21 protein-coding genes and 1 pseudogene are annotated in these 24,297 nt (G+C 71.0%); 16 read left to right on the top strand and 6 right to left on the bottom strand.

Annotated features, from left to right (window positions below; translation table 11 throughout):
• The 8 genes and pseudogenes from ACIOMQ_RS21120 to ACIOMQ_RS21085 form a co-directional block, all read left to right on the top strand.
• Window positions 1-254, top strand: a pseudogene (locus ACIOMQ_RS21120) (CPBP family intramembrane glutamate endopeptidase); the annotation flags it as partial.
• 351 nt (window positions 255-605) lie between these two features.
• Window positions 606-2,063 carry a helix-turn-helix domain-containing protein gene (locus ACIOMQ_RS21115; protein WP_402189785.1) on the top strand — a complete coding sequence of 486 codons (1,458 nt, stop codon included), beginning with the start codon at window positions 606-608 and terminating at the stop codon, window positions 2,061-2,063.
• Between the two features lie 113 nt (window positions 2,064-2,176).
• On the top strand, window positions 2,177-2,542 hold the full coding sequence (locus ACIOMQ_RS21110) for a hypothetical protein (RefSeq protein WP_362204138.1): 366 nt from the start codon (window positions 2,177-2,179) through the stop codon (window positions 2,540-2,542).
• An 87-nt stretch (window positions 2,543-2,629) separates the two neighbouring features.
• A complete protein-coding gene (locus ACIOMQ_RS21105) occupies window positions 2,630-2,956 on the top strand; it encodes a hypothetical protein (protein WP_362204141.1) in 327 nt (108 codons plus the stop codon).
• A 148-nt stretch (window positions 2,957-3,104) separates the two neighbouring features.
• Window positions 3,105-3,932 carry a putative protein N(5)-glutamine methyltransferase gene (locus tag ACIOMQ_RS21100; RefSeq protein ID WP_362204144.1) on the top strand — a complete coding sequence of 276 codons (828 nt, stop codon included), beginning with the start codon at window positions 3,105-3,107 and terminating at the stop codon, window positions 3,930-3,932.
• A 72-nt stretch (window positions 3,933-4,004) separates the two neighbouring features.
• Entirely contained in the window at window positions 4,005-4,217 is a 213-nt protein-coding gene (locus ACIOMQ_RS21095) for a hypothetical protein (protein WP_401270908.1), read from the top strand.
• 306 nt (window positions 4,218-4,523) lie between these two features.
• Window positions 4,524-7,514: a bifunctional [glutamine synthetase] adenylyltransferase/[glutamine synthetase]-adenylyl-L-tyrosine phosphorylase gene (locus tag ACIOMQ_RS21090; protein ID WP_401270910.1), complete on the top strand. Its 2,991-nt coding sequence runs from the start codon at window positions 4,524-4,526 to the stop codon at window positions 7,512-7,514.
• A 102-nt stretch (window positions 7,515-7,616) separates the two neighbouring features.
• Window positions 7,617-8,027, top strand: a complete 411-nt coding sequence (locus ACIOMQ_RS21085; RefSeq protein ID WP_401270912.1) for a hypothetical protein — start codon at window positions 7,617-7,619, stop codon at window positions 8,025-8,027.
• A gap of 306 nt (window positions 8,028-8,333) precedes the next feature.
• Here ACIOMQ_RS21085 and ACIOMQ_RS21080 read toward each other — a convergent pair whose 3' ends face one another.
• Entirely contained in the window at window positions 8,334-8,996 is a 663-nt protein-coding gene (locus ACIOMQ_RS21080) for a TetR/AcrR family transcriptional regulator C-terminal domain-containing protein (RefSeq protein ID WP_401270914.1), read from the bottom strand.
• A gap of 151 nt (window positions 8,997-9,147) precedes the next feature.
• Between ACIOMQ_RS21080 and ACIOMQ_RS21075 the strand changes: the two genes are divergently transcribed.
• Together ACIOMQ_RS21075 and ACIOMQ_RS21070 are read left to right on the top strand one after the other, a co-directional pair.
• Window positions 9,148-10,641 (top strand): APC family permease, encoded by a 1,494-nt coding sequence (locus tag ACIOMQ_RS21075; RefSeq protein WP_402189782.1) that lies wholly within the window; start codon window positions 9,148-9,150, stop codon window positions 10,639-10,641.
• A gap of 10 nt (window positions 10,642-10,651) precedes the next feature.
• The gene (locus ACIOMQ_RS21070; protein WP_402189780.1) at window positions 10,652-12,250 is read left to right on the top strand and encodes an amidohydrolase; all 1,599 of its coding nucleotides are present in this window, start codon (window positions 10,652-10,654) and stop codon (window positions 12,248-12,250) included.
• A 46-nt stretch (window positions 12,251-12,296) separates the two neighbouring features.
• On the opposite strand, the gene ACIOMQ_RS21065 is transcribed toward ACIOMQ_RS21070, so the two are convergent.
• From ACIOMQ_RS21065 to ACIOMQ_RS21050, 4 genes are all read right to left on the bottom strand, one after another.
• A complete protein-coding gene (locus ACIOMQ_RS21065; protein ID WP_401986718.1) occupies window positions 12,297-13,238 on the bottom strand; it encodes a phosphatase PAP2 family protein in 942 nt (313 codons plus the stop codon).
• A gap of 292 nt (window positions 13,239-13,530) precedes the next feature.
• Complete coding sequence (locus ACIOMQ_RS21060) at window positions 13,531-14,028, bottom strand: nucleoside deaminase (protein WP_362204168.1); 498 nt, start codon at window positions 14,026-14,028, stop codon at window positions 13,531-13,533.
• Window positions 14,029-14,165: 137 nt separating this feature from the next.
• Entirely contained in the window at window positions 14,166-14,636 is a 471-nt protein-coding gene (gene cynS, locus ACIOMQ_RS21055) for a cyanase (protein WP_362204171.1), read from the bottom strand.
• 116 nt (window positions 14,637-14,752) lie between these two features.
• Complete coding sequence (locus ACIOMQ_RS21050) at window positions 14,753-15,340, bottom strand: carbonic anhydrase (RefSeq protein ID WP_402189777.1); 588 nt, start codon at window positions 15,338-15,340, stop codon at window positions 14,753-14,755.
• A gap of 125 nt (window positions 15,341-15,465) precedes the next feature.
• Between ACIOMQ_RS21050 and cynR the strand changes: the two genes are divergently transcribed.
• On the top strand, window positions 15,466-16,422 hold the full coding sequence (gene cynR / locus ACIOMQ_RS21045) for a transcriptional regulator CynR (RefSeq protein ID WP_402189775.1): 957 nt from the start codon (window positions 15,466-15,468) through the stop codon (window positions 16,420-16,422).
• 180 nt (window positions 16,423-16,602) lie between these two features.
• Here cynR and ACIOMQ_RS21040 read toward each other — a convergent pair whose 3' ends face one another.
• Window positions 16,603-17,670: a LacI family DNA-binding transcriptional regulator gene (locus ACIOMQ_RS21040; protein ID WP_362204180.1), complete on the bottom strand. Its 1,068-nt coding sequence runs from the start codon at window positions 17,668-17,670 to the stop codon at window positions 16,603-16,605.
• Between the two features lie 357 nt (window positions 17,671-18,027).
• Between ACIOMQ_RS21040 and ACIOMQ_RS21035 the strand changes: the two genes are divergently transcribed.
• The 5 genes from ACIOMQ_RS21035 to ACIOMQ_RS21015 all read left to right on the top strand — a co-directional run bounded on the left by ACIOMQ_RS21035 (window position 18,028) and on the right by ACIOMQ_RS21015 (window position 24,102).
• Window positions 18,028-19,302 carry an extracellular solute-binding protein gene (locus tag ACIOMQ_RS21035; protein ID WP_362204183.1) on the top strand — a complete coding sequence of 425 codons (1,275 nt, stop codon included), beginning with the start codon at window positions 18,028-18,030 and terminating at the stop codon, window positions 19,300-19,302.
• Window positions 19,303-19,321: 19 nt separating this feature from the next.
• The gene (locus tag ACIOMQ_RS21030; protein ID WP_362204186.1) at window positions 19,322-20,338 is read left to right on the top strand and encodes a sugar ABC transporter permease; all 1,017 of its coding nucleotides are present in this window, start codon (window positions 19,322-19,324) and stop codon (window positions 20,336-20,338) included.
• Window positions 20,335-21,228, top strand: coding sequence for a sugar ABC transporter permease (locus tag ACIOMQ_RS21025; RefSeq protein ID WP_401270930.1), 894 nt, complete (start codon window positions 20,335-20,337; stop codon window positions 21,226-21,228). The genes ACIOMQ_RS21030 and ACIOMQ_RS21025 overlap by 4 nt, the downstream gene beginning before the upstream one ends.
• Before the next feature lie 154 nt (window positions 21,229-21,382).
• On the top strand, window positions 21,383-23,059 hold the full coding sequence (locus tag ACIOMQ_RS21020) for a glycoside hydrolase family 13 protein (RefSeq protein ID WP_401270933.1): 1,677 nt from the start codon (window positions 21,383-21,385) through the stop codon (window positions 23,057-23,059).
• Window positions 23,044-24,102, top strand: a complete 1,059-nt coding sequence (locus ACIOMQ_RS21015; RefSeq protein WP_362204195.1) for a LacI family DNA-binding transcriptional regulator — start codon at window positions 23,044-23,046, stop codon at window positions 24,100-24,102. The genes ACIOMQ_RS21020 and ACIOMQ_RS21015 overlap by 16 nt, the downstream gene beginning before the upstream one ends.
• Window positions 24,103-24,297 lie beyond the last annotated feature (195 nt).

Below are 24,297 nucleotides of genomic sequence, written 5' to 3'. Positions count from 1 at the left end.
TGCGGCTGCGCTCCGGCTCGGTCGTACCCGCCGTCATCGGCCATGCGTTCGTGAGTTCGGTGAGTGTCGCCATGGTCACGGAGTTCGCCGATTCCAAGGCAGCGCTGGATCCCCTGCACATGAGCATGGCCGGATGGCCCGGCTGGATCGCCACCGGCGCGTTCGTCGCCTTCCTGGCGCTGACCGGCCGACTCCAGCCATCCTTCTACGCGGCCCGGACCGTCCCTCACCCCGCATCGACCCGCAGTCTGTAAGTGCGTGTTCTGCGGGGCCCGACCACGGGCCGAGCCACCAAGGCCCGGTCAAGGCGGTGCGGGCTGAGAGTCCACGGCCAGGTGCTCATCCACATTGCGTGAACCCGTTGACGTACGCCCCATGCACCGCACCCGTCCAGGGGCGGAGCCACGCAAACGGACATTGGTGTTCCCACCCTGAACGTCCATGTCGAAACATACGCTGACAAACGATCTACTCCGCAGACTGTCACACACGACCAGCGCGAGCACTCCGGACGGCCGTCACACCAGCCCTTTGACCTGTGACTTCAAGTTGGCGGGGGGCTCTGTGCGGTGCGGCGCAATTCTTCGGGGGGAGACGGACACAGAATGGGTTTGGCGAAGGCGGCAGGCGGCGCGGTACTGCCGACCGTACGGTTGACGGAACTCCTGCGGCACGCGCGTGTGGGGCCCGACGGAGCGGAGGCGGCGGCGCGCCGCACCACGATCTGGCTGGCCCGGACACTCGGGGGCACCGCCGAGGTGGTCCGAGCCGGCGAGGCGGACCGCAGACCTGAGGTGCGGGCTGTGGTCAGGGGGGAATTGGGGTCGGCCGTGGTTTCCGGACCGGGAGGCCACACCCGGGTGGTTGCCTTGGGCGGTGAGCCACCATTCCGCGTCCTCGTCATCACCCGGTCCTGCCCGTTGGACGGGGAGGATGCTGCGCTGGCGGGCCATGCCGCAGTAGTCCTCGACTTGGTGCTGCGGGTGGCGGAGGCCGAGGCGGAGCGACGGGAATGGGAGGTGTGTTCGCTCCAGTTGCGCTCCGCTGTGCTGCAGTTGCTGATGGGCGGGGACGTGGTCCTGGCCCAGCGCACTGCGGCCGGGATGAATCCGGGACTGCTGGACGCGGACTGGGCCTGGATGGCCCTGCTGGAGATGCCGGTGGCCGAACGGGCCCAGGTTGCCCGCGACTGTGCGGAGTTGACCGCCGGCAGGGCCCTCGTAGTCCCGTGTCCCGCCTTCGACAACCATGTGATCGTGGTGGTGCCCGTCGCTGACATGGGGGCTCCCGACTGTGTTGGACGCGACTTGTCCGACTACGTCGCCCGCCATCCGCGGGTGATCCTGGGACGCAGCCACCACCACGCGCTGGCGCACGTGGCGACGGCCTACGACGACGCCTACCGCAACCTGGTTGCCGCCCGGCACCTGCCCGCCCGCCGCGCGGGCCACACTGCCCGTACGGAGCCGATGGACCTGCTGCCCACTGCCGAGGCAGCACGCTGGGCATCGCACCTGCTGCGGCCGCTGGACGCACTGCCGGCGCGGGCCAGGGCCCAGATGCTGTCGACGATGGGCCTGGCGCTGAGATTCACCGCCGTGCGGACAGCGAAGATCATGGGGGTCAGCCGCAACACCGTCCGGTCGCGAATGGAGCGGGCAGGTGAACTCCTGGGCGTGAACCCGCACGACGTACACGTACGCACCGCTCTGTACGTTGCCCTGCAACTGGAGGGCCGGCCCACCGCACCGGGATGCTGCGGCCCGGTCCCGGACCTGCCGGCGCTGATAGGGACGGATACCGGACGGGCGTGGGCCCGGGACTTCCTGGGCCCGCTCGACACCGACGCCCGCGACTTGCACCGGACGCTCAGAGCCTGGATCTGCGCCGACTGCGGGGTCGAGGCGGCTGCGGGAAGGCTCGGCCTCCACCCCCAGACGGTCCGCGAGCACCTGCGGAGCGCCGAGGCATTGCTGGGGAGGGAGCTGACGGCAGGCGGCCCGGACGTGTACGAGGCCGTGCTGGCCTTCCTCGCGCTGGAGAGCCCGACCGTGCATGCGTGACTGCCGCCTGCCCGGCAACCGTGCACCGATGAGATACCGGCGGGAAGGCGTTCGTTCATAGGTTGAGCTCGTCGAGGCCGGCTCCAGCCGGCTCGCCGAACGGAGGAATGAACATGAAGAAGAATCGATTCGCCCGACTCGGCCTGATGGCCTCCACCATGGCCGCCGTGACCATCGGGGTCGTTGCCTCGCCTGCGAGCGCGGCGAGTGCGACCTGTGAGAGCTGGGGCGGCAACGTGTGCACCAGCGGCAGCATCCCGGCCAACGGCAACCACCAGGTCTGCTTCGGCGGCACGCACAAGGCCCTCAGCTACTGGGGCCGGGCCGAGCTGTGGGACGCCGACACGGGCGTGATGGTCGGCTCCATCGCCACCAACGCCTATCGCTACCAGCAGACCTGCGTGGGCGGCCTGTACGGGCAGCACTACTACGAGCGGGGTACCGGCGGCGACTTCAAGGGCGACGTCTGGAACGACTGATCCCGCATAACCACGAGGGCCTGTATCGGGTGGCGGAAGTCTCCTCGGTACGGGCCTTCGTGCTGCCATCCGCAACGGCATGGCCGCATGCCCTTCGGTAGGACCCGGGCCGGTCCTGAGTCCGACAGGACGGAAACGGCGCCCCGGCCCTGCGCCCGCCCCGTCGATGCTCCCGAACTCGTCGGCGAACCCCTGGGGAGGGGAGTCGAGCAGCGCCGCCCACGTCGTACCGACACCTCGTGGCTCGACCGGCGTGGGTGTTCCTTCACCGCCGTACCGTTCGCGCTGATCGCTCTCGTGATGCTCAGCCGTACGCTGCACCTCGCCGTACGCCCAGCACCCCCGCTCGCCATCGTCGCGAGCCTCGCGGCCGGCCCGGCGAAGCTCGGCGACCCGACGCCGCGACTGAGGTAGTGTGACCCATCCCCACCCGGGGACCGACCGAGGAGGTGAGACCCATTACCGCTGTATCAGGCTGGGTGCTCACTCCGCACGATCGCGTGGTCGACCCGACATAACCGACCGCGGAGCGCCCATCGGCTTTCCCGAAAGGCTCCGCTTCATGTCGGTTTCCGTCTCACCGCCCGTCGTCTCCTCCATCGTCACCGCACTCCGCGCCGCCGGCTGCGTATTCGCCGAGGACGAGGCGGAGTTGATTCTCTCCGCGACCGCGGACCCCGCCGAACTCGCCGCCATGGTCGAACGGCGGGCCGCCGGTCTGCCCCTGGAACACGTCCTCGGCTGGGCCGAGTTCAGCGGCCTCCGGATCGCCGTGGACCCCGGCGTGTTCGTACCCCGTCGCCGCACCGAGTTCCTGGTCCGGCAGGCCGCCGCCCTCGCCGGGCCCGGGGCGGTCGTCGTCGACCTCTGCTGCGGATCGGGCGCCCTCGGCGCCGCGCTCGCCGCGACGCTGGACCGGATCGAACTGCACGCCGCCGACGTCGAACCCGCAGCCGTACGGTGTGCCCGCCGCAACATCGCCGACGCGGGCCGGGTGTACGAGGGCGACCTCTTCGAGCCGCTCCCCGGCTCGTTGCGCGGCCGGGTGGAGATTCTGCTCGCCAACGTGCCGTACGTACCGACGGAGGACGTCGAGCTGCTTCCCCCGGAGGCCCGTATCCACGAACCGCGCGTCGCACTCGACGGCGGCACGGACGGCCTCGACGTCCTGCGGCGGGTCACCGCCGAGGCTCCGCGATGGCTGGCACCGGGCGGGCACCTGCTGGTCGAGACGAGCGAACGGCAGGCGGGCCGGGCCGAGGAGACCGTCGCCCGCAGCGGTCTGATCCCGCGCGTCGTCACCTCCGACGAGCTGTACGCGACCGTCGTCGTCGCGACCCGGCCCGGCTCCAGCGTCCCTGACGGGCCGTCGGCTCCTGCCGGGGGCTGAGCACACACGGCCGCCCGCTCCGGGACGGCCGGGTGGGTACGGGCGCCGTGCGCGCATGAGCGGGGGCGCCGGATGCCGTACTGCCCGGAGGGCGTGATCGCCGGCGCCGCGCTGCTGCGCGCACAGTCCGGCGGGACCACCCGCGGCGTCGTGGCTCCGCTCGGGCGGGCGCCGGCGTTCCTGCCGGTCGTCGGCACCACCTCCGGGCCGGCGGCCGGATTCCGGCCCCCGCGCTCCGACACCCCCGCAGTGAAGTCCCGCACTGAAGTACGGCGCGCCCTGTGACCCCACCCCGATCAGCGGAGTGACGTGCGGGCGGCCGTCCGGACGGACCGTACTCGGCCAGTAGGTCTCCGCGGTCGTCGGCAGTTCCGCCACCGCCGACCACGGACCGGCCGTGGCGCTCTCGTGGCTGTAGTGGGCATTCAGCCCGGCGGAGGCTTCGAATCCGGACGTGCGGGCCTCCCGGCCGGGTCCTCGAAGCGATCGTGCCGGTGAAGTGCGGACCGTGCACCTGCTCCGGATTCGTCGGTGCGAGGCTAGGCTCGGAACGCTGGATTGTGTGTGGACGGCGAGCAGGAGAGCACGGAAATGACGACGGTGCCGGGGCGCAGGAGCAGCACATTCACCCGACTGCTGCGGCACGGTTTCACCGACCCTTCCGCCGCCGAGCAGCTCCTCGACCTGCCCGAGCTGTCGTCCGTACGCTCGGATCCGGTGCTCCTCGACGCCCTCGGGGCCACCGCCGACCCCGATCTGGCCCTGCACGGGGTCGTCCGCCTCGTGGAGGCCGAGGAGCCGGACGAGCGGCAGATCCTGCTGGACACCCTCGTCACCGCCAAACCGCTGCGGGACCGGCTGCTCGGGGTGCTCGGGGCGTCCGAGGCCCTCGGCGACCATCTGGCCCGCCACCCCCGCGACTGGCAGGCGCTGGTCACCTACGAGGCCACCGATCTGCACCCCGGGGTGCCCGAATTCGAGCAGGGGCTCGCCGGGGCCGACGACCCGGACTCGCTGCGCGTCGCCTACCGCCGGTGCCTGCTGGCCATAGCGGCCCGTGATGTGTGCGGTACGACGGACGTCGCCGAGGCCGCCGCCGAACTGGCCGATCTGGCCACGGCGACCCTGCGCGCGGCGCTCGCCATCGCCCGAACGGCCGCACCCGCCGACGCAGCCCAGTGCCGGCTCGCCGTCATCGCGATGGGCAAGTGCGGCGGGCACGAGCTGAACTACGTCTCCGACGTCGACGTCATCTTCGTCGCGGAACCGGCCGACGGCGTCGAGGAGAGCGCGGGCGTGCAGGCCGCCGCCCGGCTGGCCGCGCACATGATGCGGATCTGCTCCGACACGACCGTCGAGGGCACCATCTGGCCCGTCGACGCCAATCTCCGCCCCGAGGGCCGCAACGGGCCCCTCGTGCGGACGCTGTCCTCGCATCTCGCGTACTACCAGCGCTGGGCCAAGACCTGGGAGTTCCAGGCGCTCCTCAAGGCCCGGCCGGTGGCCGGCGACCCCGAGCTGGGCGCGGAGTACGTCGAGGCCGTCTCGCCGCTCGTGTGGCAGGCCGCGGACCGCGAGAACTTCGTCGCCGATGTGCAGAAGATGCGCCGCCGCGTCGTCGACAACATCCCCGCCGACCGCGTCGACCGCGAGATCAAGCTCGGCCCCGGCGGGCTGCGGGACGTCGAATTCGCCGTACAGCTCCTTCAGTTGGTGCACGGCCGCAGCGACGCGACCCTGCGCAGCGGTTCCACGCTGGACGCCCTGCGGGCGCTCGCCGCGGGCGGCTACGTGGGGCGGGTGGACGCCGCGCAGCTGGACGACGCGTACCGCTTCCTGCGCGCCATGGAACACCGCATCCAGCTCTACCGGCTGCGCCGCACCCATCTCGTCCCGGAGGGCGAGGCGGACCTGCGGCGGATCGGGCGCTCCCTCGGGATGCGCACCGATCCCGTCACCGAGCTCAACCGGGCCTGGAAACGGCATGCGTCCGTGGTGCGGCGGCTGCACGAGAAGCTGTTCTACCGGCCGCTGCTCGACGCCGTCGCCCAGCTCGCGCCCGGCGAGTCCCGGCTCAGCGCGAAGGCGGCCGGACACCGGCTCGAAGCCCTCGGATACGCCGATCCGGCCGCCGCGCTGCGGCACCTGGAGGCGCTGTCGTCCGGCGTGTCCCGCAAGGCGGCCATCCAGCGCACCCTGCTGCCGGTGCTGCTCGGCTGGTTCGCGGACTCCGCCGACCCCGACGCCGGGCTGCTCGGCTTCCGCAAGGTGTCCGACGCACTCGGCAAGACCCCCTGGTACCTGCGGCTGCTGAGGGACGAGGGCGCGGCCGCGGAGAACCTCGCCCGGGTGCTCTCGGCCGGCCGGCTCGCCCCCGACCTGCTGCTCCGTGCACCCGAGGCGGTGGCGATCCTCGGCGATCCGCAGGGGTTGAAGCCGCGCGGCCGGGAGCACCTGGAGCAGGAGGTGCTGGCCGCGGTGGGGCGTGCGAAGGGGGCCGAGTCCGCCGCCGCCGTGGTGCGCGGGGTGCGGCGGCGCGAGCTGTTCCGGACCACGGCCGCGGACCTCATCGGCTCGTACGGTACGGAGGAGAGCCCCGCCGAGGAGGACCCCGGAGCCCTCGTCGACCGGGTCGGCAACGCGGTCACCGATCTGAACGCCGTCACGATCGCGGGAGCCCTGCGCGCCGCCGTGCGCGAACAGTGGGGGGACACCCTGCCCACCCGGTTCGCGGTCATCGGCATGGGCCGGTTCGGCGGACACGAGCTCGGCTACGGCTCCGACGCCGATGTGCTGTTCGTCCACTCGCCGCGCGAGGGCGTCGACGAGCACGAGGCGGGGCGGGCCGCGAACGCGGTGGTCGCGGAGACGCGGAGGCTGCTGCAACTGCCCACCGCCGACCCGCCGTTGCTCATCGACGCGGACCTGCGGCCGGAGGGAAAGAGCGGGCCGCTGGTGCGTACGCTCAAGTCGTACGAGGCCTACTACCGGCGCTGGTCGCTGGTCTGGGAGAGCCAGGCGCTGCTGCGCGCCGAGCCGGTGGCGGGCGACGCGGAACTCGGGCGTGCCTTCATCGAGTTGATCGACCCGCTGCGGTACCCGATGGAGGGCCTCGGGGAGGACGCGGTCCGCGAGATCCGCCGTCTGAAGGCGCGGATGGAGTCCGAACGGCTGCCGCGGGGTGCGGACCCGACACTCCACGCCAAGCTGGGGCGCGGCGGACTGAGCGATGTCGAGTGGACGGTCCAGCTGATGCAGATGCAGCACGGCTGGGCCGAGCCGGGCCTGCGGACGACCCGCACCCGCGAGGCGCTGGCCGCGGCGTGTGCGGCGGAGCTGATCTCGGGCGAGGACGCGCAGACGCTGGACGAGGCGTGGGTGCTGGCGACACGGGTCCGCAACGCGGTGATGCTGGTACGGGGGCGGCCGGGTGACACGTTTCCGTCGGGGCCTCGTGAACTCACCGCGGTGGGACGGTATTTGGGATACGAGCCGGGGCATGTCGGGGACATGCTGGACGACTACCGGCGGATCACCCGGCGGGCGCGGGCGGTGGTGGAGGAACGGTTCTACGGGGCGTGAGAGAGCTCCCGTCGGCGAGCCCTCGACAAGTCCCTCCTGGACGCCCTGACTCCGCTCGCCTCGGCCCTGCGTGCCCGGGCGACCGGGCTCCCCGAGGACCGGATGTGGGAGGCGGACCCCGTCGAGGTCACCTTGTCGATCCTTACCGCCTGGAAGGTGGTGGACGCGGAGGTCGAGCGGTTGACGGCGGGAGCCGCGCGGACCGCCGGCTCCTACGGTGCGAGCTACGAGCAGATGGGGGCCGCCTGGGGGATAACCCGGCAGGGTGCCCGCAAGAAGTGGCCCGACGCGATCAACAGGTCGGCGGCGGGGCTGGAGCCGAGCGCCGTCGAACTGTTCGGCGGGAGCGCCGAATTGTTCTGGGCGCCGGCGCTGGGCGGCTGGCGGTGGACCGGCCGGGGAGCCGACGGGACGCACGGCGAAGCCGACGGCTCCGCCGCCTTCGGTACGAAGGAGACGGCTGCCGCCTACGCGGGCATCTTCCTGAGGGAGCACGCTGTCGACCAGGGCTGATTCGTGAGGGGCGCGGCGTCGACCGGGCTGGTTCGTGAGGGTGTGCAGTAGGCCGGGCTGGTTCGTGAAGGGTGTGCAGTAGGCCGGGCTGATTCCCGGAGGGTGCGCCGTCGACCGGGCTTGGCCGGAGCCGGGGCCGTCTTCCGGTGGCGGCGTTCATGGGCGGCCCGGAAGGGTCGCTGTGCCCGTGACCGGACGGCCGGGGCCGGTGGCTCGATCCGGTCCCGCGATGCGGCGGGGCTCGATCCGGCCCCGCGACGCATCGGTGGTCACCGGCCGGACGGGCAGGGCCGGTCGGCCGGCTCGTCAACGGGACGCGTCCGGGTTCTCCCGGCTGTCCTTCGCGCCGTCCTCCGCACCGTCCTCCGCGTCCAGCAGGGCGCGGCAGTGGCCGATGAACGCCTCCAGCGCCAGTTCGAACGCCGCGTCCGCCCGGTGCGCGCCCACCGCGGCCAGCGCTTCCGCGAGGCGGGGTGTCGTGATGGCGTCGGGGAGTTCCCACATGGTCTCCGGGGCCGCCAGGTCCAGCGCCGAGCCCAGGACCAGGTTCTCCAGGGCGGTGATCACCGTCATCACCTCTGCCATGGCGAAGCCGACGCCCAGCAGCAGCCGTACCGCGCGCTCGTACTGCTCCAGGACCTTCGGGGCGCGCACCGGTGACGTCGTCAGCAGCGGGATCACCTGCGGGTGGGCGGCGAACGCGGCGCGGTAGGAGCGGGCCCAGGCCGTCATGGCCGCGTCCCACGGTTCCACGTCGAGGGTCGCGGAGTCGATCGCCGCGCAGACGCGTTCCCGGACGAGTTCGACGACTCCGCCCCTTCCGTCCACATGGTGGTAGAGCGACCCGGTCTGCACCCCGAGCCGCCGGGCTATCTGCGGGACGCTGAACTCGCCCTGCTCGTCGATGAGTTCGAGTGCCGTGGTGGTGATGCGCTCCCGGTCGAGCAGCGCTGTTCGCGGCCGTCCCATGTGCGGTTCTCCTGATGTGTGTCTGCACGTAAGTCTGCCGAGAGGTCTTCCCGGATGCCCGGGAGCGAGGCTACATTGCGGAAACCGAAAGCCTTTAGGTTTCTGGTTCCCGGTCCCTGCCCCGCCAGTAGCAGAAGGGCTCCTCTTTCGCATGTCCGCGCCCACCCTCAGGAGAGGCACCCTCGGCACCGCCGACATCGCCTTCTTCGTCATCTCGGCCGCCGCCCCGCTCACGGTGATGGCCGGAGTCGCCCCCATCGCCCTCCTGCTCGGCGGCATCGGCGCCCCCGTCGGCTATCTGCTGGCAGGCATCACCCTCGCCGTCTTCGCCGTCGGGTTCACCACGATGAGCCGCCATGTCCGCAGTGGCGGTGCGTTCTACGCGTACATCACCCGGGGAATGGGCCGTCCCCTGGGCATCGCCGCCGCCCTGCTCGCGATGCTCGGCTACAACGGAATGGAGATCGGCGTCTACGGGCTCCTCGGCTCGGCCACCGCCGACACCGCCCAGGCCCTGTGGGGCATCGACATCCCCTGGCTGCCGATCTCCCTCGCCGGGCTGCTGCTCATCTGGTACGGAGGATTCCGTTCCATCGACTTCGGCGCCAAGGTGCTCGGCGTGCTGCTCGTCGCCGAGACCGGCATCCTGCTGCTGCTCGCGGGCGGCGTGCTGCTGGACGGCGGGGCCGACGGGATCTCGTTCGCCTCGTTCGCGCCCGGCAATGTCCTCGTCCCCGGCATGGCGGCCGTACTGGCCTGCGCCTTCGCGGCGTTCACCGGCTTCGAGTCCACGGTGATCTACCGGCGCGAGGCACGGAACCCGGACCGTACCGTCCCGCGCGCCACCTACATCGCCGTCGCCTTCCTCGGGCTCTTCTACTCGTTCATCGTCTGGACCGTCATCCAGGCCTTCGGCGACGCACAGGTCGTCGAGGCCGCCGCCACCGACCCGGGCGGGCTGTTCTTCTCCGCCATCACCCACTACGTCGGTGCCTGGGCCGCGGACCTGATGCACATCCTCATCGTCACCAGCGTGCTCGCCTCGCTGCTCGCCTTCCACAACGCCATCAACCGGTACGGACTCGCGCTCTCCGAGGAGGGAGTGCTGCCCGCCGCCCTCGGCCGCGTCCACCCCCGGCACCGGTCCCCGTACGTGGCCGGCGCCGCCCAGATCGTGCTCGGCGCCGTGATCGTCATCGGCTTCGCGGCGGCCGGCGCCGATCCGTACGCGCAGCTGCTGCTCTGGGTCAACACCCCGGGAATGATCGGCCTGATGGTGCTCCAACTGCTCGCCGCGATCGCCGTACCGCTCTTCTTCCGGCGGTTCGACCACGGCGAGGGCAGATTCCGCACCGTCGTCGCACCGGTCGTCGCGGCCGTGCTGCTCGCCACCGCGATCGTTCTGGTCACGGACAACGTCGGCCTGTTCTCCGGGGCCTCGACCGGTGTGAACATCGTGCTCGTCTCGCTGGTGCCCGCGGTCTTCCTGATCGGGCTCGTACTCGCGTACCGGCTCAAGCGCACCAGACCCGAGGTGTACGCCCGGTTCGCGGCCGAGCCGTCGCCGCAGGAGGAGACCGGGGACACGACCGCCCCCGACCCCACCGCCCCCGCCCTCACCACCCCAGACACCACCACCGTCTAAGGAGCACCCCGTGCCCGCAGCCGACCTCCTCCTCACCGGAGCCCGTGTCCGCACCCTCGACCCGGCCCGGCCCGAAGCCACCGCCGTGGCTGTCAAGGACGGGGTGATCACCGCCGTCGGCGACGAGGCCGGGCTGCGCGAGTGGCGCGGGACCGGCACCGAGCGCATCGACCTGGCCGGGGCCACCCTCACGCCCGGCCTGGTCGACGCGCACAGCCACCCCGTGTGGGGCCTGGAGATGGCCACCGGCACGGACCTCACCGCCGTCCGCGACCTCGACCAGCTGCGTACCGCGCTCGCCGGGGCCGCCCGGACCGAGGGCTGGATCATCGCCTGGGGCCTGGACCACAATGCCTTCGGCGGCCGCCCCGTCGACCGGGCCCTCGTCGAGGACGCCATCGGCGCCGCCCCCGCCTTCATCCGGCTCTACGACGGACACTCCGCCCTGGTCAGCGGCGCCGCCCTGGAACGTGCCGGGATCACGGGCCCCCGGACCTTCGTCCAGCGCTCCGCCGTCGTCTGCGACCCCGACGGGCGCCCCACCGGCCACCTCGTCGAGCACGCCGCGATGGACCTGGTCGCCGATCGGCTGCCCAGGCCCTCGTACGCGGAGCGCCGCACCCGCCTCGTGGAACTCCTCTCCGGCATGGCCGCCACTGGTCTCACCGGCGCCCATGTGATGGACCTCGGCGACGGTTCCGTGCCCGCGCTGCTGGCCGCGGTGGAGGAGGAGACGGAGCTGCCCGTACGGCTCCGGCTGGCTCCCTGGTGCATGCCGGGCGCCGACAGGCAGGCCCTGGACGAGCTGGTGCGGGTGCAGAGCGAGGCGGGCAGGCTCTGGCGGGTCGGCGGTGTGAAGTTCTTCATGGACGGCACCGTCGAGGGCGGCACCGCCTGGCTGGACCACGCCGACTGCCACGGGGAGGGCACCGAGGCGTTCTGGCCGGACCCGGAGGCGTACACCGCCGCCGTCCACCATCTGCACCGCGCCGGAGTGGGGACCGCCACGCACGCCATCGGGGACGCGGCCGTGCGGCATGTGCTGGACACGGTCGAGGCGCTGGGGGAGAGCGGGCGGCTCCGCCACCGCATCGAGCACATCGAGACCGTGCCCGGGGAGGTGGCCGCCCGGTTCGCCTCGCTCGGGGTGATCGCGTCGATGCAGCCCACGCACACCGCGTACACCCGCGCCGACCACACCGACGAGTGGTCGAAGCGGCTCGGGGACGAGCGGGCCGGGCGGGCCTGGCGCTGCCGGGACCTGCGGGACGCGGGGGCGTACCTGGCGCTGGGCTCGGACTGGCCGATCGCCCACTACGACGTACGGCAGGTGCTGGCCACGGCCCGGCTGCGGCGGCTGCCCGGGGCGTACGACACCGAGCCGGTCACCGCCGAGCAGGCGCTGACGGGGCTGATGGCGCTGGAGGGCTGCACCTCGCACGCGGCGGTCGCCGCCGGGGAGCAGCGGGTCGCGGGCCGGATCGCCGTGGGATACCGGGCCGACCTGACGGCGCTGGGGGTGGACCCGGTGACGGCCCCGGCGGACGAGGTGGGGGAGGCGCCGGTGCGGGCCACGGTGTGCGGAGGGCGTGTGGTGCACAGGGGGTAGCGGCGGGCTGACGCCATGCCTGTCCGGCGGTCGAGGGCGGAGCGGCTCAGTTGGGTCCCGGCGCGCCGGCGGGCAGGGCGGCCAGCCGCGGCCCCTCCCACGGCAGCGGCACCCGCTTGGCGAGGTGGTGCGGCAGCGAGCCGTACCAGGCGTACGACACCGCGTACCCGATGGCCAGACACGTCATGCCGCCCAGCGCGTCCAGCCAGAAGTGGTTGGCGGTCGACACGATCACGAGCAGGGTGGCCGCCGGGTAGAGCAGGCCCAGGACGCGGGCCCACGGGGCGGAGGCCAGGGCGAAGACGGTCAGGCCGCACCAGAGCGACCAGCCGATGTGCATCGAGGGCATGGCCGCGTACTGGTTCGACATGTTCTTGAAGTTGCCCGAGGCCATCGAACCCCAGGTCTGATGGACCAGGACGGTGTCGATGAAGTGGCCGCCGTTCATCAGCCGGGGTGGTGCCAGCGGATACAGGTAGTAACCGAGCAGTGCCACGGCCGTGGTGGCGAACAGGGCCAGGCGGGCCGCCGCGTAGCGGCCGGGATGACGGTGGAACAGCCACACCAGCACGCAGACGGTGACGACGAAGTGCAGTGTCGCGTAGTAGTAGTTCATCGAAACGATCAGCCATGTCACGGAATTCGCGGCGTGGTTGACCGCCTGTTCGACGGCGATGCCCAGCTGGGTCTCGACCCACCAGATCCGGTCGGCGTTGCGCAGGGCCTCGGCCTTCTGCTCCGGGACCGCGTTGCGCACCAGCGAGTACACCCAGTAACTGGCTGCGACCAGCAGGGTTTCGAACCAGATGCGTGGCCGGCGAGGAGTCCGCAAGGACCGCAGAGAACGCGGGGAACGAGCTCTCGCCGGGCCGCCGTCGCGCCGCCCGGCGTTCTGCTCCGTGTCAGCCGCGGAGGCCGCCTCGTCCGCGATGGGTGACGGGGCGGCCTCCCATCGGCCTTCCTGTGTCGTCACGCTCAATTCACCCATAGGCGCAGAGTCTGCCAGAAATGTCCTCCCTGCCCGATCAATCGCCGATCGGATCCGGGTCGCACATCTGTGTGCCGGACTGCGGGCCAGGGGTTGTCCGGGCGATCACGTGGCTGTCCCGTGCCCGGGGCGTCGCTCCGGGTGTGGGGCGGGGTGATCTCGCAGGTGCCGGGTGGGAACGGCTGCGGCCGTTCCTGCCGGTCGGCAACAGGCGCCTGCCGGTGGTCCCGCCACCCGGTCGGCGTCCAGGTGGATCCAGGCCGCCTTCCCGATCACATCGGGTACGGCGGGCTCAGGCGGTGGGAGCTCCGGCGACTCGGCGTTCGCCGCCGTTGTTCTCCTGCCAGAACCGGTAGACCTCGACGGCGTCCTCGCGTGGCTCGTGGCGCATGGGCAGCCGGCGTTCCTGCCAGGGCTTGGCGAACTCGTCGTAGAAGGTGCTCAGTTCGAAGTACTTGCGGTCGTCGACGTAGTGGGGCTCGTAGGCGTCGCGGGTGGTGAGGAAGACGACCTCGTCCGGCGAGCAGTAGTACAGCGAGCCCAGGCACATCGGGCAGGGGTGGGCCAGGACGTAGATGGTGGTGCCGGTCAGGTGCTCGGTGCCCAGCTTCGTGCAGGCGTCGCGGATGGCGAGGATCTCCGCGTGCGCGGTGGGGTCGCCGGTCTGGGCGACCTTGTTCGGGCTCTCGGCAAGGATCTTGCCGTCCTGGGCGATGACGGTCGCGAACGGGCGACCGCCCTCGGCGACGTTCTGGCGGGCTATGTCGATGGTGCGCTGGACGAAGTCCATGGAGGTCCTCCGGAGGTGAAAGCGGGCACGGGCCGCCTCGCAGGGCGGTGCGGGGGCGGGTGGCGCGGGGGCGGGCCGGTCGGACGGGTGGTCCGGCCCGCCCCGCTGCACTGCCCGGCGTGTGACGCGGCCCCGGGTCAGAAGGGCTTGGTCGGCAGGTACTTGCCGTCCAGGGTGATGACGGCGCGCTCGCCGCCCTCGGGGTCGGCGACCTTCTTCACGTCGAGCTTGAAGTTGATCGCGGAGATGATGCCGTCCCCGAACTCCTCGTGGACCAGTGCCTTCAGCGTGGTGCCGTAGACCTGGAGCATCTCGTAGAAGCGGTACATCGTCGGGTCCGTCGGGATCCGGTTCGGCATCGAGCCACGGACCGGGATCGTCTGGAGCAGCATCACCGCGTCGTCGTCCAGACCCAGCAGCTCGGCGACCGCCTTCGCGGACTCCTCCGGCAGCGGGTGCTGGCCGAGGACGGCGGCGGTGGTGAAGGCCACCGACAGGCCGGAGGCCTCGGCGATCTGCTTCCAGGACAGGTTCTTGCGGATCTTGGCATCGACAGCGGCGTCGGCCAGGGTCTGGCGGGCGGTGGGGTCGAACTGGGCGTGCACCATGATGGGTACTTCCTTCTCTCTGGGCGGACCACTTCCCAAAAAAGGAAGCGGCAGGTCGGTGGGTTCCCGGCGCGGTGTCGCGGACGGGAAGCCGGACCGGATCCGGCAGGTGGGGGTCAGGCCGCGAGCGCGGGGCCGGCGGTGGGCAGTTCCTCGACGCGGCCGGTGGCGATGTCGAAGACCCAACCGTGCAGGGTGACTTTCCGTTCCACCAGGGCGCGGGCGACCGAGGGGTGGGTTGCCAGGTTCGCCAGCTGCGCGAGCACGTTCCCGCGTACCAGAGCCGTCACGTCACCCGGGGCGGTGGTGCGGGCCTGGGAGGCGTCGGCGTGCCGCAGCCAGGTGGCGACCGCCGGGGCGCCGCTGAGGTCGTGGCCTTCTGCCAGGGCGGTCATCGCGCCGCAGGCGGAGTGGCCGCAGACGACGATGTCCCTCACGCCCAGTGCGGCGACGGCGTACTCGATGCTCGCCGCCACACCGTCGGCCTCGGGGGCGTAGGCGGGCACCAGGTTGCCGGCGGTACGGATGACGAACAGGTCACCCGGCTCGGTACCGGTGATCAGCTCGGGGACGACGCGGGCGTCGGAGCAGCTGATGAACAGGGTGTGCGGGGTGTGGTGGGTGGCCAGGTGGGCGAAGAGGTCCGCCTTGGCCGGGAAGACGTTCCGCTGGAAACGGGCGACGCCCTCGGTGAGGTCCTGCATGGGTCACTCCCTTCGGTGGCTGCCGGCCCTGGTGGGCTGGTGAGATCCACCATGCATGACCTGTATCTATAGTGTCCAAGAGTTGTTAGGCATAGAAGCTAGTGGTCACATCTATAGTTGTGTCCATGGCCGTTCTCGAACTGCGTCACCTGCGCTATCTGCTCGCCGTAGCCGAACACGGCAACTTCACCCGCGCCGCCGAAGACCTGCATATCTCCCAGCCCACGCTGTCCCAGCAGATCAAGCAACTGGAGCGGACCCTGGGAGTGCAACTGCTGGACCGCACCGGTCGCACGGTACGGCTCACCGACGCCGGCACCGTCTACACCGACCACGCCCGGCGTGCACTGCGCGACCTGGCCGCCGCCGAACGCGCCGTCCACGACGTCCAGGACCTCTCCCGCGGCCACCTGCGCCTGGGCGTCACCCCCACCTTCACCGCTTACCTCATCGGCCCGCTCACCGCCGAGCTCCACACCCGCCACCCGGGCGTCAGCCTGACCCTCACCGAGACAACCCAGGACCGCATCGAAGCCGCCCTGCTCGCCGACGACCTCGATCTCGGCATCGCCTTCACCCAGACCCACCTGCCCGGCATCACCCCCACCCCGCTGTTCACCGAAACCCTCAGCCTCGTCACCGCCGCGCAGCACACCCCGACGACGCCGCACCCCCTACCGGCCCACGCCCTCAAGGACCACCAACTGGCTTTGCTCAGCACCGACTTCGCCACCCGCAGCCATATCGACGTCTACTTCGCCGACCACCGCATCGCTCCCCGCATCACGGTCGAGGCCAACTCCATTCAGGCCCTCACCGAAATCGTCCGGCGCACCGATCTGACCACCGTGCTGCCCGACGCCATCACCCACGACCACCCCCACCTCGCTCCCGTCCCCCTCGACCCGCCCCTGCCCGCCCGCACCGTCACCCTCCTGCACCGGCAATCCGCCTACCGCAGCGCCGCCACCCGCGCCTTCACCCAGCTCGCCCGCGACCTCGTCCACACCCGCGGATACACCCCACCCCCATGCCGACTCCCATCCGGAAACGGCTCGACCGAATCACTTCCGGCCCGGTGATCCGGCCACCGGGCCGACCGGGCCACGCGCGTGTCGTGGGTACTCACGGCAGGGCCCGTTGCCTGACCGGCAGGAACGGCCGCAGCCGTTCCCACTCGGCACCTGTCGGACCGCCTGTCTCATGTCCACGTCAACGACGTGGGCCTCAACCAGTCGCCTGATCGACCGGACGCATCCTGGCTAGGCGCGGGCGTGCGAACCTGGAAGGGGCCCGGCCGTGGAGGCCGGAGCAGGCCCGGGGCCCGCGGCCGTTGAACCGCGGACGACCAGTTCGGGCATGAAGACGAACTCGCTGTGCGGTGCGGGGGTACCGCCGATCTCCTCCAGGAGGGTGCGGACGGCGGCCTGGCCCATGGCCGTCACCGGCTGACGGATCGTCGTCAGCGGGGGATCGGTGAACGCTATGAGCGGCGAATCGTCGTAACCGACCACCGACAGATCGCGCGGCACGTCCATCGACAGCCGGCGGGCGGCCCTGATCGCGCCGAGCGCCATCATGTCGCTCGCGCACACCACCGCCGTGCACCCTCGCTCCATCAGCGCCGACGCGGCGGCCTGCCCGCCCTCCAGGGTGAACAGCGAGTGCTGGATCAGCCCCTCCACCTCGTCCGGAGCGAGGTTCAACTGCTCCTGCACGGTGGCGCGGAAGCCCTCGATCTTGCGCAGGACCGGCACGAACCGCTTGGGCCCGACCGCCAGGCCGATCCGCTGATGCCCCAGCGACACCAGATGCGTCACGGCGAGCCGCATCGCGGCCCGGTCGTCCGGCGAGATGAACGGCGCCCGGACCTTGGGCGAGAAGCCGTTGACCAGGACGAACGGGACGCCCTGGGCGCGCAGTTGCTCGTAGCGCTGCATGTCGGCCGAGGTGTCGGCGTGCAGCCCGGACACGAAGATGATGCCCGAGACGCCGCGGTCGACCAGCATCTCGGTCAACTCGTCCTCGGTGGAGCCGCCGGGGGTCTGGGTCGCCAGCACCGGGGTGTAGCCCTGCCGGGTCAGCGCCTGACCGATGACCTGCGCCAGCGCCGGGAAGATGGGGTTCTCCAGCTCGGGCGTGATCAGCCCGACCAGTCCCGCGCTGCGCCTGCGCAGCCGTACGGGACGTTCGTAGCCGAGAACGTCGAGCGCGGCGAGAACGGATTCACGGGTGGCCGCTGCGACACCGGGCTTGCCGTTCAGTACGCGGCTGACCGTAGCTTCACTGACCCCCGCCTGAGTTGCGATATCGGCAAGCCGTGCGGTCATGGAAGTGGACTGTACCGGGCGTATGTCGGATTGCCCACCATCCGCAGGAATCGGGCGACCGTGCCTGCGGGAGGGTCCGAGGGGGCGTCGCGGCAACTTCTTGCAAAGCCTTGCGGGCCCGGTTTGCGGATCGCGGTCGGATCGTCGCACTACGGGGTTGCGGGCTGCCACCTGCCCCTGCCAGGGATCGGCGCCTTCCGTCAAGAGGCTTGACGGCAACCGTGAGGACACGCGAATGTAACGATCGCCGGGGCTTGCAGAAATCTTCCGCAAACTCTTTCGGCGTTCTTTCATCCTTGTTACGTTCACGTCGACCCGGCGCCGCGACGGAGCGGTACGGCAGTTGAAGGAGTTCAGATGCGACGTGGCATAACGGCCACCGCCCTGGTCGCGGCCCTGGCGCTCGCGGCGACCGCCTGCGGCAGCGACAGCGAGTCCGACGGCACGAGCAAGGGCTCGGGCGAGCTCTCCGGAACGGTGACGTGGTGGGACACCTCCACCGCGGGCAGCGAGGACAAGGTCTTCAAGAAGATCGCCGAGGACTTCACCAAGCAGCACCCGAAGGTCCGCATCAAGTACGTCAACGTGCCCTTCGGCGACGCGCAGAACAAGTTCAAGAACGCGGCGCAGTCCGGCTCCGACGCTCCCGACGTCATCCGCTCCGAGGTCGCCTGGACCCCCGAGTTCGCGGACCTCGGCTACCTGGCCCCGCTCGACGGCACCTCCGCCCTGCAGAAGCCGGACGACTTCCTGAAGCAGGCCGCCGCGTCCACCAAGTACAACGGCAAGACGTACGCGGTGCCGCAGGTCATCGACTCCATGGGCATCTTCTACAACAAGAAGATCTTCAAGGACGCCGGCGTCGAGGTCCCCAAGACCGTCGACGAGCTGAAGACCGTCTCCAAGAAGATCAAGGACAAGACCGGCAAGACCGGCATGTACCTGCGCGGCGACGACGCGTACTGGTTCCTCTCCTTCCTCTACGGCGAGGGCGGCGACATGGTCGACGCCTCCACCAAGTCCGTCACCATCGACAACCCCGAGGGCGTCAAGGCGATGAAGGTCGTCAAGGACCTCGTCGACTCCGGTGCCGCCAAGACCGATGCCACGGACGGCTGGGAGAACATGCAGGCGTCCTTCAAGGACGGCAAGGTCGCCATGATGATCAACGGCCCGTGGGCCGTCGCCGACACCTTCGCCGGCAAGGAGTTCAAGGACAAGGCCAACCTGGGCATCGCCCCGGTCCCGGCCGGCTCCGCCGCGCAGGGTGCTCCGCAGGGCGGTCACAACCTGGCCGTGTACGCGGGCTCCAAGAACCTCGACGCCTCCTACGCCTTCGTCGACTACATGACGTCCGCGGACACCCAGGCGAAGGTCACCAAGGAGCTGAGCCTCCTGCCCACCCGTACCTCCGCCTACGCCAAGCAGGACGTCGTCGACAACGAGATCGTCGGCTTCTTCAAGCCCGTCGTCGAGACCGCCGTCGAGCGCCCCTGGATCCCGGAGACCGGCAGCCTCTTCGCGCCGCTCGTCACCGAGTACACCAAGGTCCTCACCGGTCAGACCCCGCCGGAGAAGGCCGTCAAGACGACCGGCGACTCCTACCGCAAGCTCCTCAAGGGCTGGAAGTAACAGGAAGGCAGGCCGGCTGATGGCTGTCCACACCAGCCAGTCGGTGGCGAAGGCCGCGGGCGACGACGTCGCCCGCGGCCGGAGCCGCGGTACTGGCAACCCCCCGCCGCCGAGCAGGCTCCGGCGGGCCCTGTCGACCCACTGGTATGCCTGGACCATGGTCGCCCCGGTCGTCGTCGTCATCGGCGTGATCATCGGCTATCCGCTGGTCCGCGGCATCTACCTGTCGATGACCGATGCCAACGAGCGCAACGTCGAGCGGTCCATCGGTGTCAACCACATGCCCGCCACGTACAAGTTCGTGGGCCTGGACAACTACACCGAAGCCCTCACCGGCAATCAGTTCCTCGGCACGCTCGGCTGGACCCTGGTGTGGACGGTCTCCTGTGTGGCCGTCACCTTCTCCCTCGGCATGGCCCTCGCCAACATCCTCAACCGCAAGATCGCCGGACGCTCCGCGTACCGGATGGCGCTCATCCTGCCCTGGGCCATCCCCGGCTTCGTCTCCGTCTTCGCCTGGCGCTTCCTCTACAACGAGGACCGCGGGCTGCTCAACAAGATCCTCTCCGGCGGCGGGATCGACGGCATACCGTGGCTGAACGACCCGACGTGGGCGAAGTTCTCCGTCATCGCCGTCAACGTCTGGCTCGGCGTGCCGTTCATGATGGTCGCCCTGCTCGGCGGACTGCAGTCGATCCCCAGCGAGCACTACGAGGCCGCCGAGATGGACGGCGCCACCGCCTGGCAGCGGTTCCGCCACATCACCCTGCCCGGACTGCGGCCGGTCTCCACCACGGTGATCCTGCTCTCCACCATCTGGACCTTCAACATGTTCCCGGTGATCTACCTGCTGACCCGCGGCGGACCCGGCGAAGCCACCCAGATCCTGGTCACCCAGGCGTACAAGTTCTCCTTCGAGATCAGCCCGCGCGACTTCGCGCAGTCCTCCACCTGGGGCGTGCTGATCCTCGTACTCCTGCTGATCTTCGCGGCCGTGTACCGGCGAGTCCTGCGCACCCAGGGAGACGACTGGTGACCACCGCCCCCGCAACCACCGCCCCGGCGGCCTCCGCGCGGCACTCCGCGCGCAAGGTCCGGCTGCGCGGCGAGCGTTCGCCGATCGCCTCCGCCGGGCTGCACCTCACGCTCGTCGTCGCGTCCGTGATCGCCGTCTTCCCCGTGCTGTGGGTCCTGCTCACCTCGCTGAAGCCCGCCACCTACGCGACCACCACGGACTTCTTCAAAGAGACCACGTTCGAGAACTACACGAACCTGATCCAGAACACGAAGTTCCTCACCTGGTTCGGCAACTCCCTGCTCGTCGCGGGGCTCACCACACTCCTCGGCGTCATCATCTCCGCCTCCACCGGCTATGCCGTGAGCCGCTTCCGCTTCCCGGGCAAGCGCGGGCTGATGTGGACGCTGCTGGTCACCCAGATGTTCCCGGTCGCCGTCCTCATCGTGCCGATCTACAACATCATGGCGGGCATGGGGCTGCTGAATCAGCCCGCCGGCCTCGTCATCACCTACCTCACCATCTCGGTGCCGTTCTGCGCCTGGATGATGAAGGGCTTCTTCGACACCATCCCGCGCGAGATCGACGAGTCCGGGCAGGTCGACGGCCTCACCCCGTTCGGCACGTTCTGGCGGCTCATCCTGCCGCTCGCCAAGCCGGGCCTCGCCGTCACCGCGTTCTACTCCTTCATCACCGCGTGGGGCGAAGTGGCGTACGCCTCCGCCTTCATGGTCGGCGAGGACAACCTCACCCTCGCGGGCGGACTCCAGCTCTTCGTCAACCAGTACGGAGCCCAGTGGGGTCCGATGACCGCCGCGTCCGTGCTCATCGCGATACCCGCGGCCCTGGTCTTCCTCTTCGCCCAGCGCCACCTGGTCACCGGCATGTCCGCCGGAGCCGTCAAGGGCTGAGGGCCTGCCGGGTGACCTCCGATCGAAGGTCACCCGACAGGCTCCGACGGCACGCCCCGTACGCCCCGTACGCCCCGCACGCACCAAGTCACGGCCTCGCCGGATTCCCGACCGGTCCCGGCGACGCTCCCCACCCAGACACCCCAGGGACGACATGACCCAGCACCTCGCTGCCCCCTCCACCGGCACGTCCGCCGACGCTCCGGCCCACCAGACCGGCTGGTGGCAGGACGCGGTGATCTACCAGGTCTATCCACGGAGCTTCGCCGACGGCAACGGCGACGGCATGGGCGATCTCGCCGGCGTACGCGCCAGACTCCCGTACCTCAAGGACCTCGGTGTGGACGCGGTCTGGCTCAGCCCGTTCTACGCGTCCCCGCAGGCCGACGCGGGCTACGACGTCGCCGACTACCGCGCCATCGACCCCATGTTCGGCACCCTGCTGGACGCCGACGCGCTGATCCGGGACGCCCACGACCTGGGCCTGCGGATCATCGTGGACCTGGTGCCCAACCACTCCTCCGACCAGCACGACTGGTTCAAGCGCGCCCTCGCCGAGGGGCCCGGCTCCGCGCTGCGCGAGCGCTACCACTTCCGCCCCGGCAAGGGCGCGGACGGCGAACTCCCGCCCAACGACTGGGAGTCCATCTTCGGCGGCCCCGCCTGGACCCGGAGCGCCGACCCGGACGGCACCCCCGGCGACTGGTACCTCCACCTCTTCGCGCCCGAGCAGCCCGACTTCAACTGGGAACACCCGGCCGTCGCCGACGAGTTCCGCTCGATCCTGCGCTTCTGGCTCGACATGGGCGTCGACGGCTTCCGGGTCGACGTCGCCCACGGCCTCGTCAAGGCCGCCGGTCTGCCCGACCTCGGCAGCCACGACCAGCTCAAGCTGCTCGGCAACGACGTCATGCCGTTCTTCGACCAGGACGGGGTCCACGCGATCTACCGCTCCTGGCGCACCATCCTCGACGAGTACCCCGGCGACCGCATCGCCGTCGCCGAGGCCTGGACCCCGACCGTCGAGCGCACCGCCAACTACGTGCGCTCCGACGAGATGCACCAGGCGTTCAACTTCCAGTACCTGTCCACCGCCTGGGACGCCGCCGAGCTCCGCAAGGTCATCGACACCTCGCTCGACGCCATGCGTCCGGTCGGCGCCCCCACCACCTGGGTGCTCTCCAACCACGACGTCACCCGGCACACCACCCGGTTCGCCAACCCGCCCGGCCTCGGCACCCAGATCCGCACGGCCGGCGACCCCGAGCTGGGCCTGCGCCGCGCCCGCGCCGCGACCCTGCTGATGCTGGCGCTGCCCGGTTCCGCGTACGTCTACCAGGGCGAGGAACTCGGCCTGCCCGATGTCACCGACCTGCCCGACGAGGTCCGCCAGGACCCGTCGTTCTTCCGCGCGGAGGGACAGGACGGCTTCCGCGACGGCTGCCGGGTGCCGATCCCGTGGACCCGCGACGGCAGCTCGTACGGCTTCGGCAGCGGCGGCAGCTGGCTGCCCCAGCCCGACAGCTGGGGCGCGCTGAGCGTCGAGGCGCAGACCGGCGACGCGCACTCCACGCTGGAGCTGTACCGGGCCGCGATCGCCTCCCGCCGGGTGCACCCGGGGCTCGGTGCCGGTACCGCGGTGGAGTGGCTCCAGGCCCCTGACGGGCTGCTGATCTTCGCCCGCCCCGGCTTCGTCTGCACCGTCAACACGACGGCCCGCCCGGTACGCATCCCCGTACGCGGCACCGTCCTGCTGTCCAGCACCCCGGTCGTCACCGACGGCGCCGAGATCGAGCTGCCCGCGGACACCACGGTGTGGTGGACGGTGTGACCGTCCCTCTGCCCAGAGCCGGCGGTGCACCGAGGCTTTCGGACATCGCCGGCCAGGCAGCGGTCAGCGAGGCGACCGTCAGCCGGGTGCTCAACGGGAAACCGGGCGTCGCGGACACCACGCGGCAGCGGGTGCTCGCGGCGCTGGACATCCTCGGCTACGAACGCCCCGTACGGCTGCGGCAGCGCAGCGCCGGGCTGATCGGACTGGTGACACCCGAACTCACCAACCCGATCTTCCCGGCGTTCGCGCAGTCCGTCGAACAGATACTGGCCGGGCACGGCTACACCCCCGTGCTCTGCACCCAGACGCCCGGCGGCGCCACCGAGGACGAGCTCGTCGAGCAGCTCGTCGAACGGGGCGTCGGCGGGATCGTCTTCCTCTCCGGGCTGCACGCCGACATGTCGGCCGACCCGGCCCGGTACGCCGCGCTCACCGAGCGCGGCGTACCGTTCGTTCTGATCAACGGCTACAACGAACGGATCAGCGCCCCGTTCGTCTCGCCCGACGACTCCGCCGCCGCGCGGATGGCCGTCGGCCACCTCGCCGATCTCGGCCACCGCAGGGTCGGCCTGGCCATCGGACCGCAGCGCTATGTGCCGTCCCGCCGCAAGCGGGAAGGTTTCGTCGAGGCCGCTGTGAACCTGCTGGCCCTGGACCGGGCCGAGGCCGAACTCCTGGTCTGCTCCGCGCTGTTCGGCGTCGAGGGCGGCCAGGTCGCGGCCGGTGCGCTGCTCGACCAGGGGTGCACGGGCATCGTCTGCGGCAGCGACCTGATGGCGCTGGGCGTGGTGCGCGCGGCCCGGGAGCGCGGGCTCGACGTACCGCGCGACGTGTCGGTGGTGGGCTTCGACGACTCGCAGCTGATCGCCTTCACCGATCCGCCGCTGACGACGGTGCGCCAGCCCGTGCAGGCGATGGCGGCGGCCGCGGTGGGCGCCCTGCTGGAGGAGGTCGGCGGGAGCCCCGTGCAGCGTACGGAGTACGTGTTCCAGCCGGAGCTGGTGGTACGGGGGTCCACCGCCCCGGCCCGCGGTGTCTGAGGTCCGGCCCGAAGGGGTCCGGGCGTACCGGAGAGGCGCCCGGAGTCGGCCCTGAACGGGCCGGCGGGGAGTGAGCGACTCCCGGCGCCTCTCCTGTCGTGACCGGCCCGGCCGGCCGGGCGCGTGGGGTCCGGGGTCGCCGAACCCCCGGCCGACCGGACCGGAGTCGGGAGAAACTTAACAGCGCTGCAATGT

It is taken from the genome of Streptomyces sp. NPDC087845, assembly GCF_044742755.1.
In the GTDB taxonomy this organism is placed as follows: Bacteria; Actinomycetota; Actinomycetes; order Streptomycetales; family Streptomycetaceae; genus Streptomyces.
Note: the sequence above shows the minus strand (reverse complement) of the source record. Positions and strands in the feature narration are given on the sequence as shown.

Bases quoted from the DNA above. Each gene is read 5' to 3' on its own strand.
- ACIOMQ_RS21065 (WP_401986718.1), bottom strand. From the start codon at position 13,238: ATGGGTGAATTGAGCGTGACGACACAGGAAGGCCGATGGGAGGCCGCC.
- ACIOMQ_RS21040 (WP_362204180.1), bottom strand. From the start codon at position 17,670: ATGACCGCACGGCTTGCCGATATCGCAACTCAGGCGGGGGTCAGTGAA.
- ACIOMQ_RS21085 (WP_401270912.1), top strand. From the start codon at position 7,617: ATGTGGGAGGCGGACCCCGTCGAGGTCACCTTGTCGATCCTTACCGCC.
- ACIOMQ_RS21035 (WP_362204183.1), top strand. From the start codon at position 18,028: ATGCGACGTGGCATAACGGCCACCGCCCTGGTCGCGGCCCTGGCGCTC.
- ACIOMQ_RS21030 (WP_362204186.1), top strand. From the start codon at position 19,322: ATGGCTGTCCACACCAGCCAGTCGGTGGCGAAGGCCGCGGGCGACGAC.
- ACIOMQ_RS21050 (WP_402189777.1), bottom strand. From the start codon at position 15,340: ATGCAGGACCTCACCGAGGGCGTCGCCCGTTTCCAGCGGAACGTCTTC.
- ACIOMQ_RS21100 (WP_362204144.1), top strand. From the start codon at position 3,105: ATGTCGGTTTCCGTCTCACCGCCCGTCGTCTCCTCCATCGTCACCGCA.
- ACIOMQ_RS21060 (WP_362204168.1), bottom strand. From the start codon at position 14,028: ATGGACTTCGTCCAGCGCACCATCGACATAGCCCGCCAGAACGTCGCC.
- ACIOMQ_RS21095 (WP_401270908.1), top strand. From the start codon at position 4,005: ATGCCGTACTGCCCGGAGGGCGTGATCGCCGGCGCCGCGCTGCTGCGC.
- ACIOMQ_RS21075 (WP_402189782.1), top strand. From the start codon at position 9,148: ATGTCCGCGCCCACCCTCAGGAGAGGCACCCTCGGCACCGCCGACATC.
- ACIOMQ_RS21115 (WP_402189785.1), top strand. From the start codon at position 606: ATGGGTTTGGCGAAGGCGGCAGGCGGCGCGGTACTGCCGACCGTACGG.
- cynR (WP_402189775.1), top strand. From the start codon at position 15,466: ATGGCCGTTCTCGAACTGCGTCACCTGCGCTATCTGCTCGCCGTAGCC.
- cynS (WP_362204171.1), bottom strand. From the start codon at position 14,636: ATGGTGCACGCCCAGTTCGACCCCACCGCCCGCCAGACCCTGGCCGAC.
- ACIOMQ_RS21080 (WP_401270914.1), bottom strand. From the start codon at position 8,996: ATGGGACGGCCGCGAACAGCGCTGCTCGACCGGGAGCGCATCACCACC.
- ACIOMQ_RS21020 (WP_401270933.1), top strand. From the start codon at position 21,383: ATGACCCAGCACCTCGCTGCCCCCTCCACCGGCACGTCCGCCGACGCT.
- ACIOMQ_RS21090 (WP_401270910.1), top strand. From the start codon at position 4,524: ATGACGACGGTGCCGGGGCGCAGGAGCAGCACATTCACCCGACTGCTG.
- ACIOMQ_RS21110 (WP_362204138.1), top strand. From the start codon at position 2,177: ATGAAGAAGAATCGATTCGCCCGACTCGGCCTGATGGCCTCCACCATG.
- ACIOMQ_RS21105 (WP_362204141.1), top strand. From the start codon at position 2,630: ATGCCCTTCGGTAGGACCCGGGCCGGTCCTGAGTCCGACAGGACGGAA.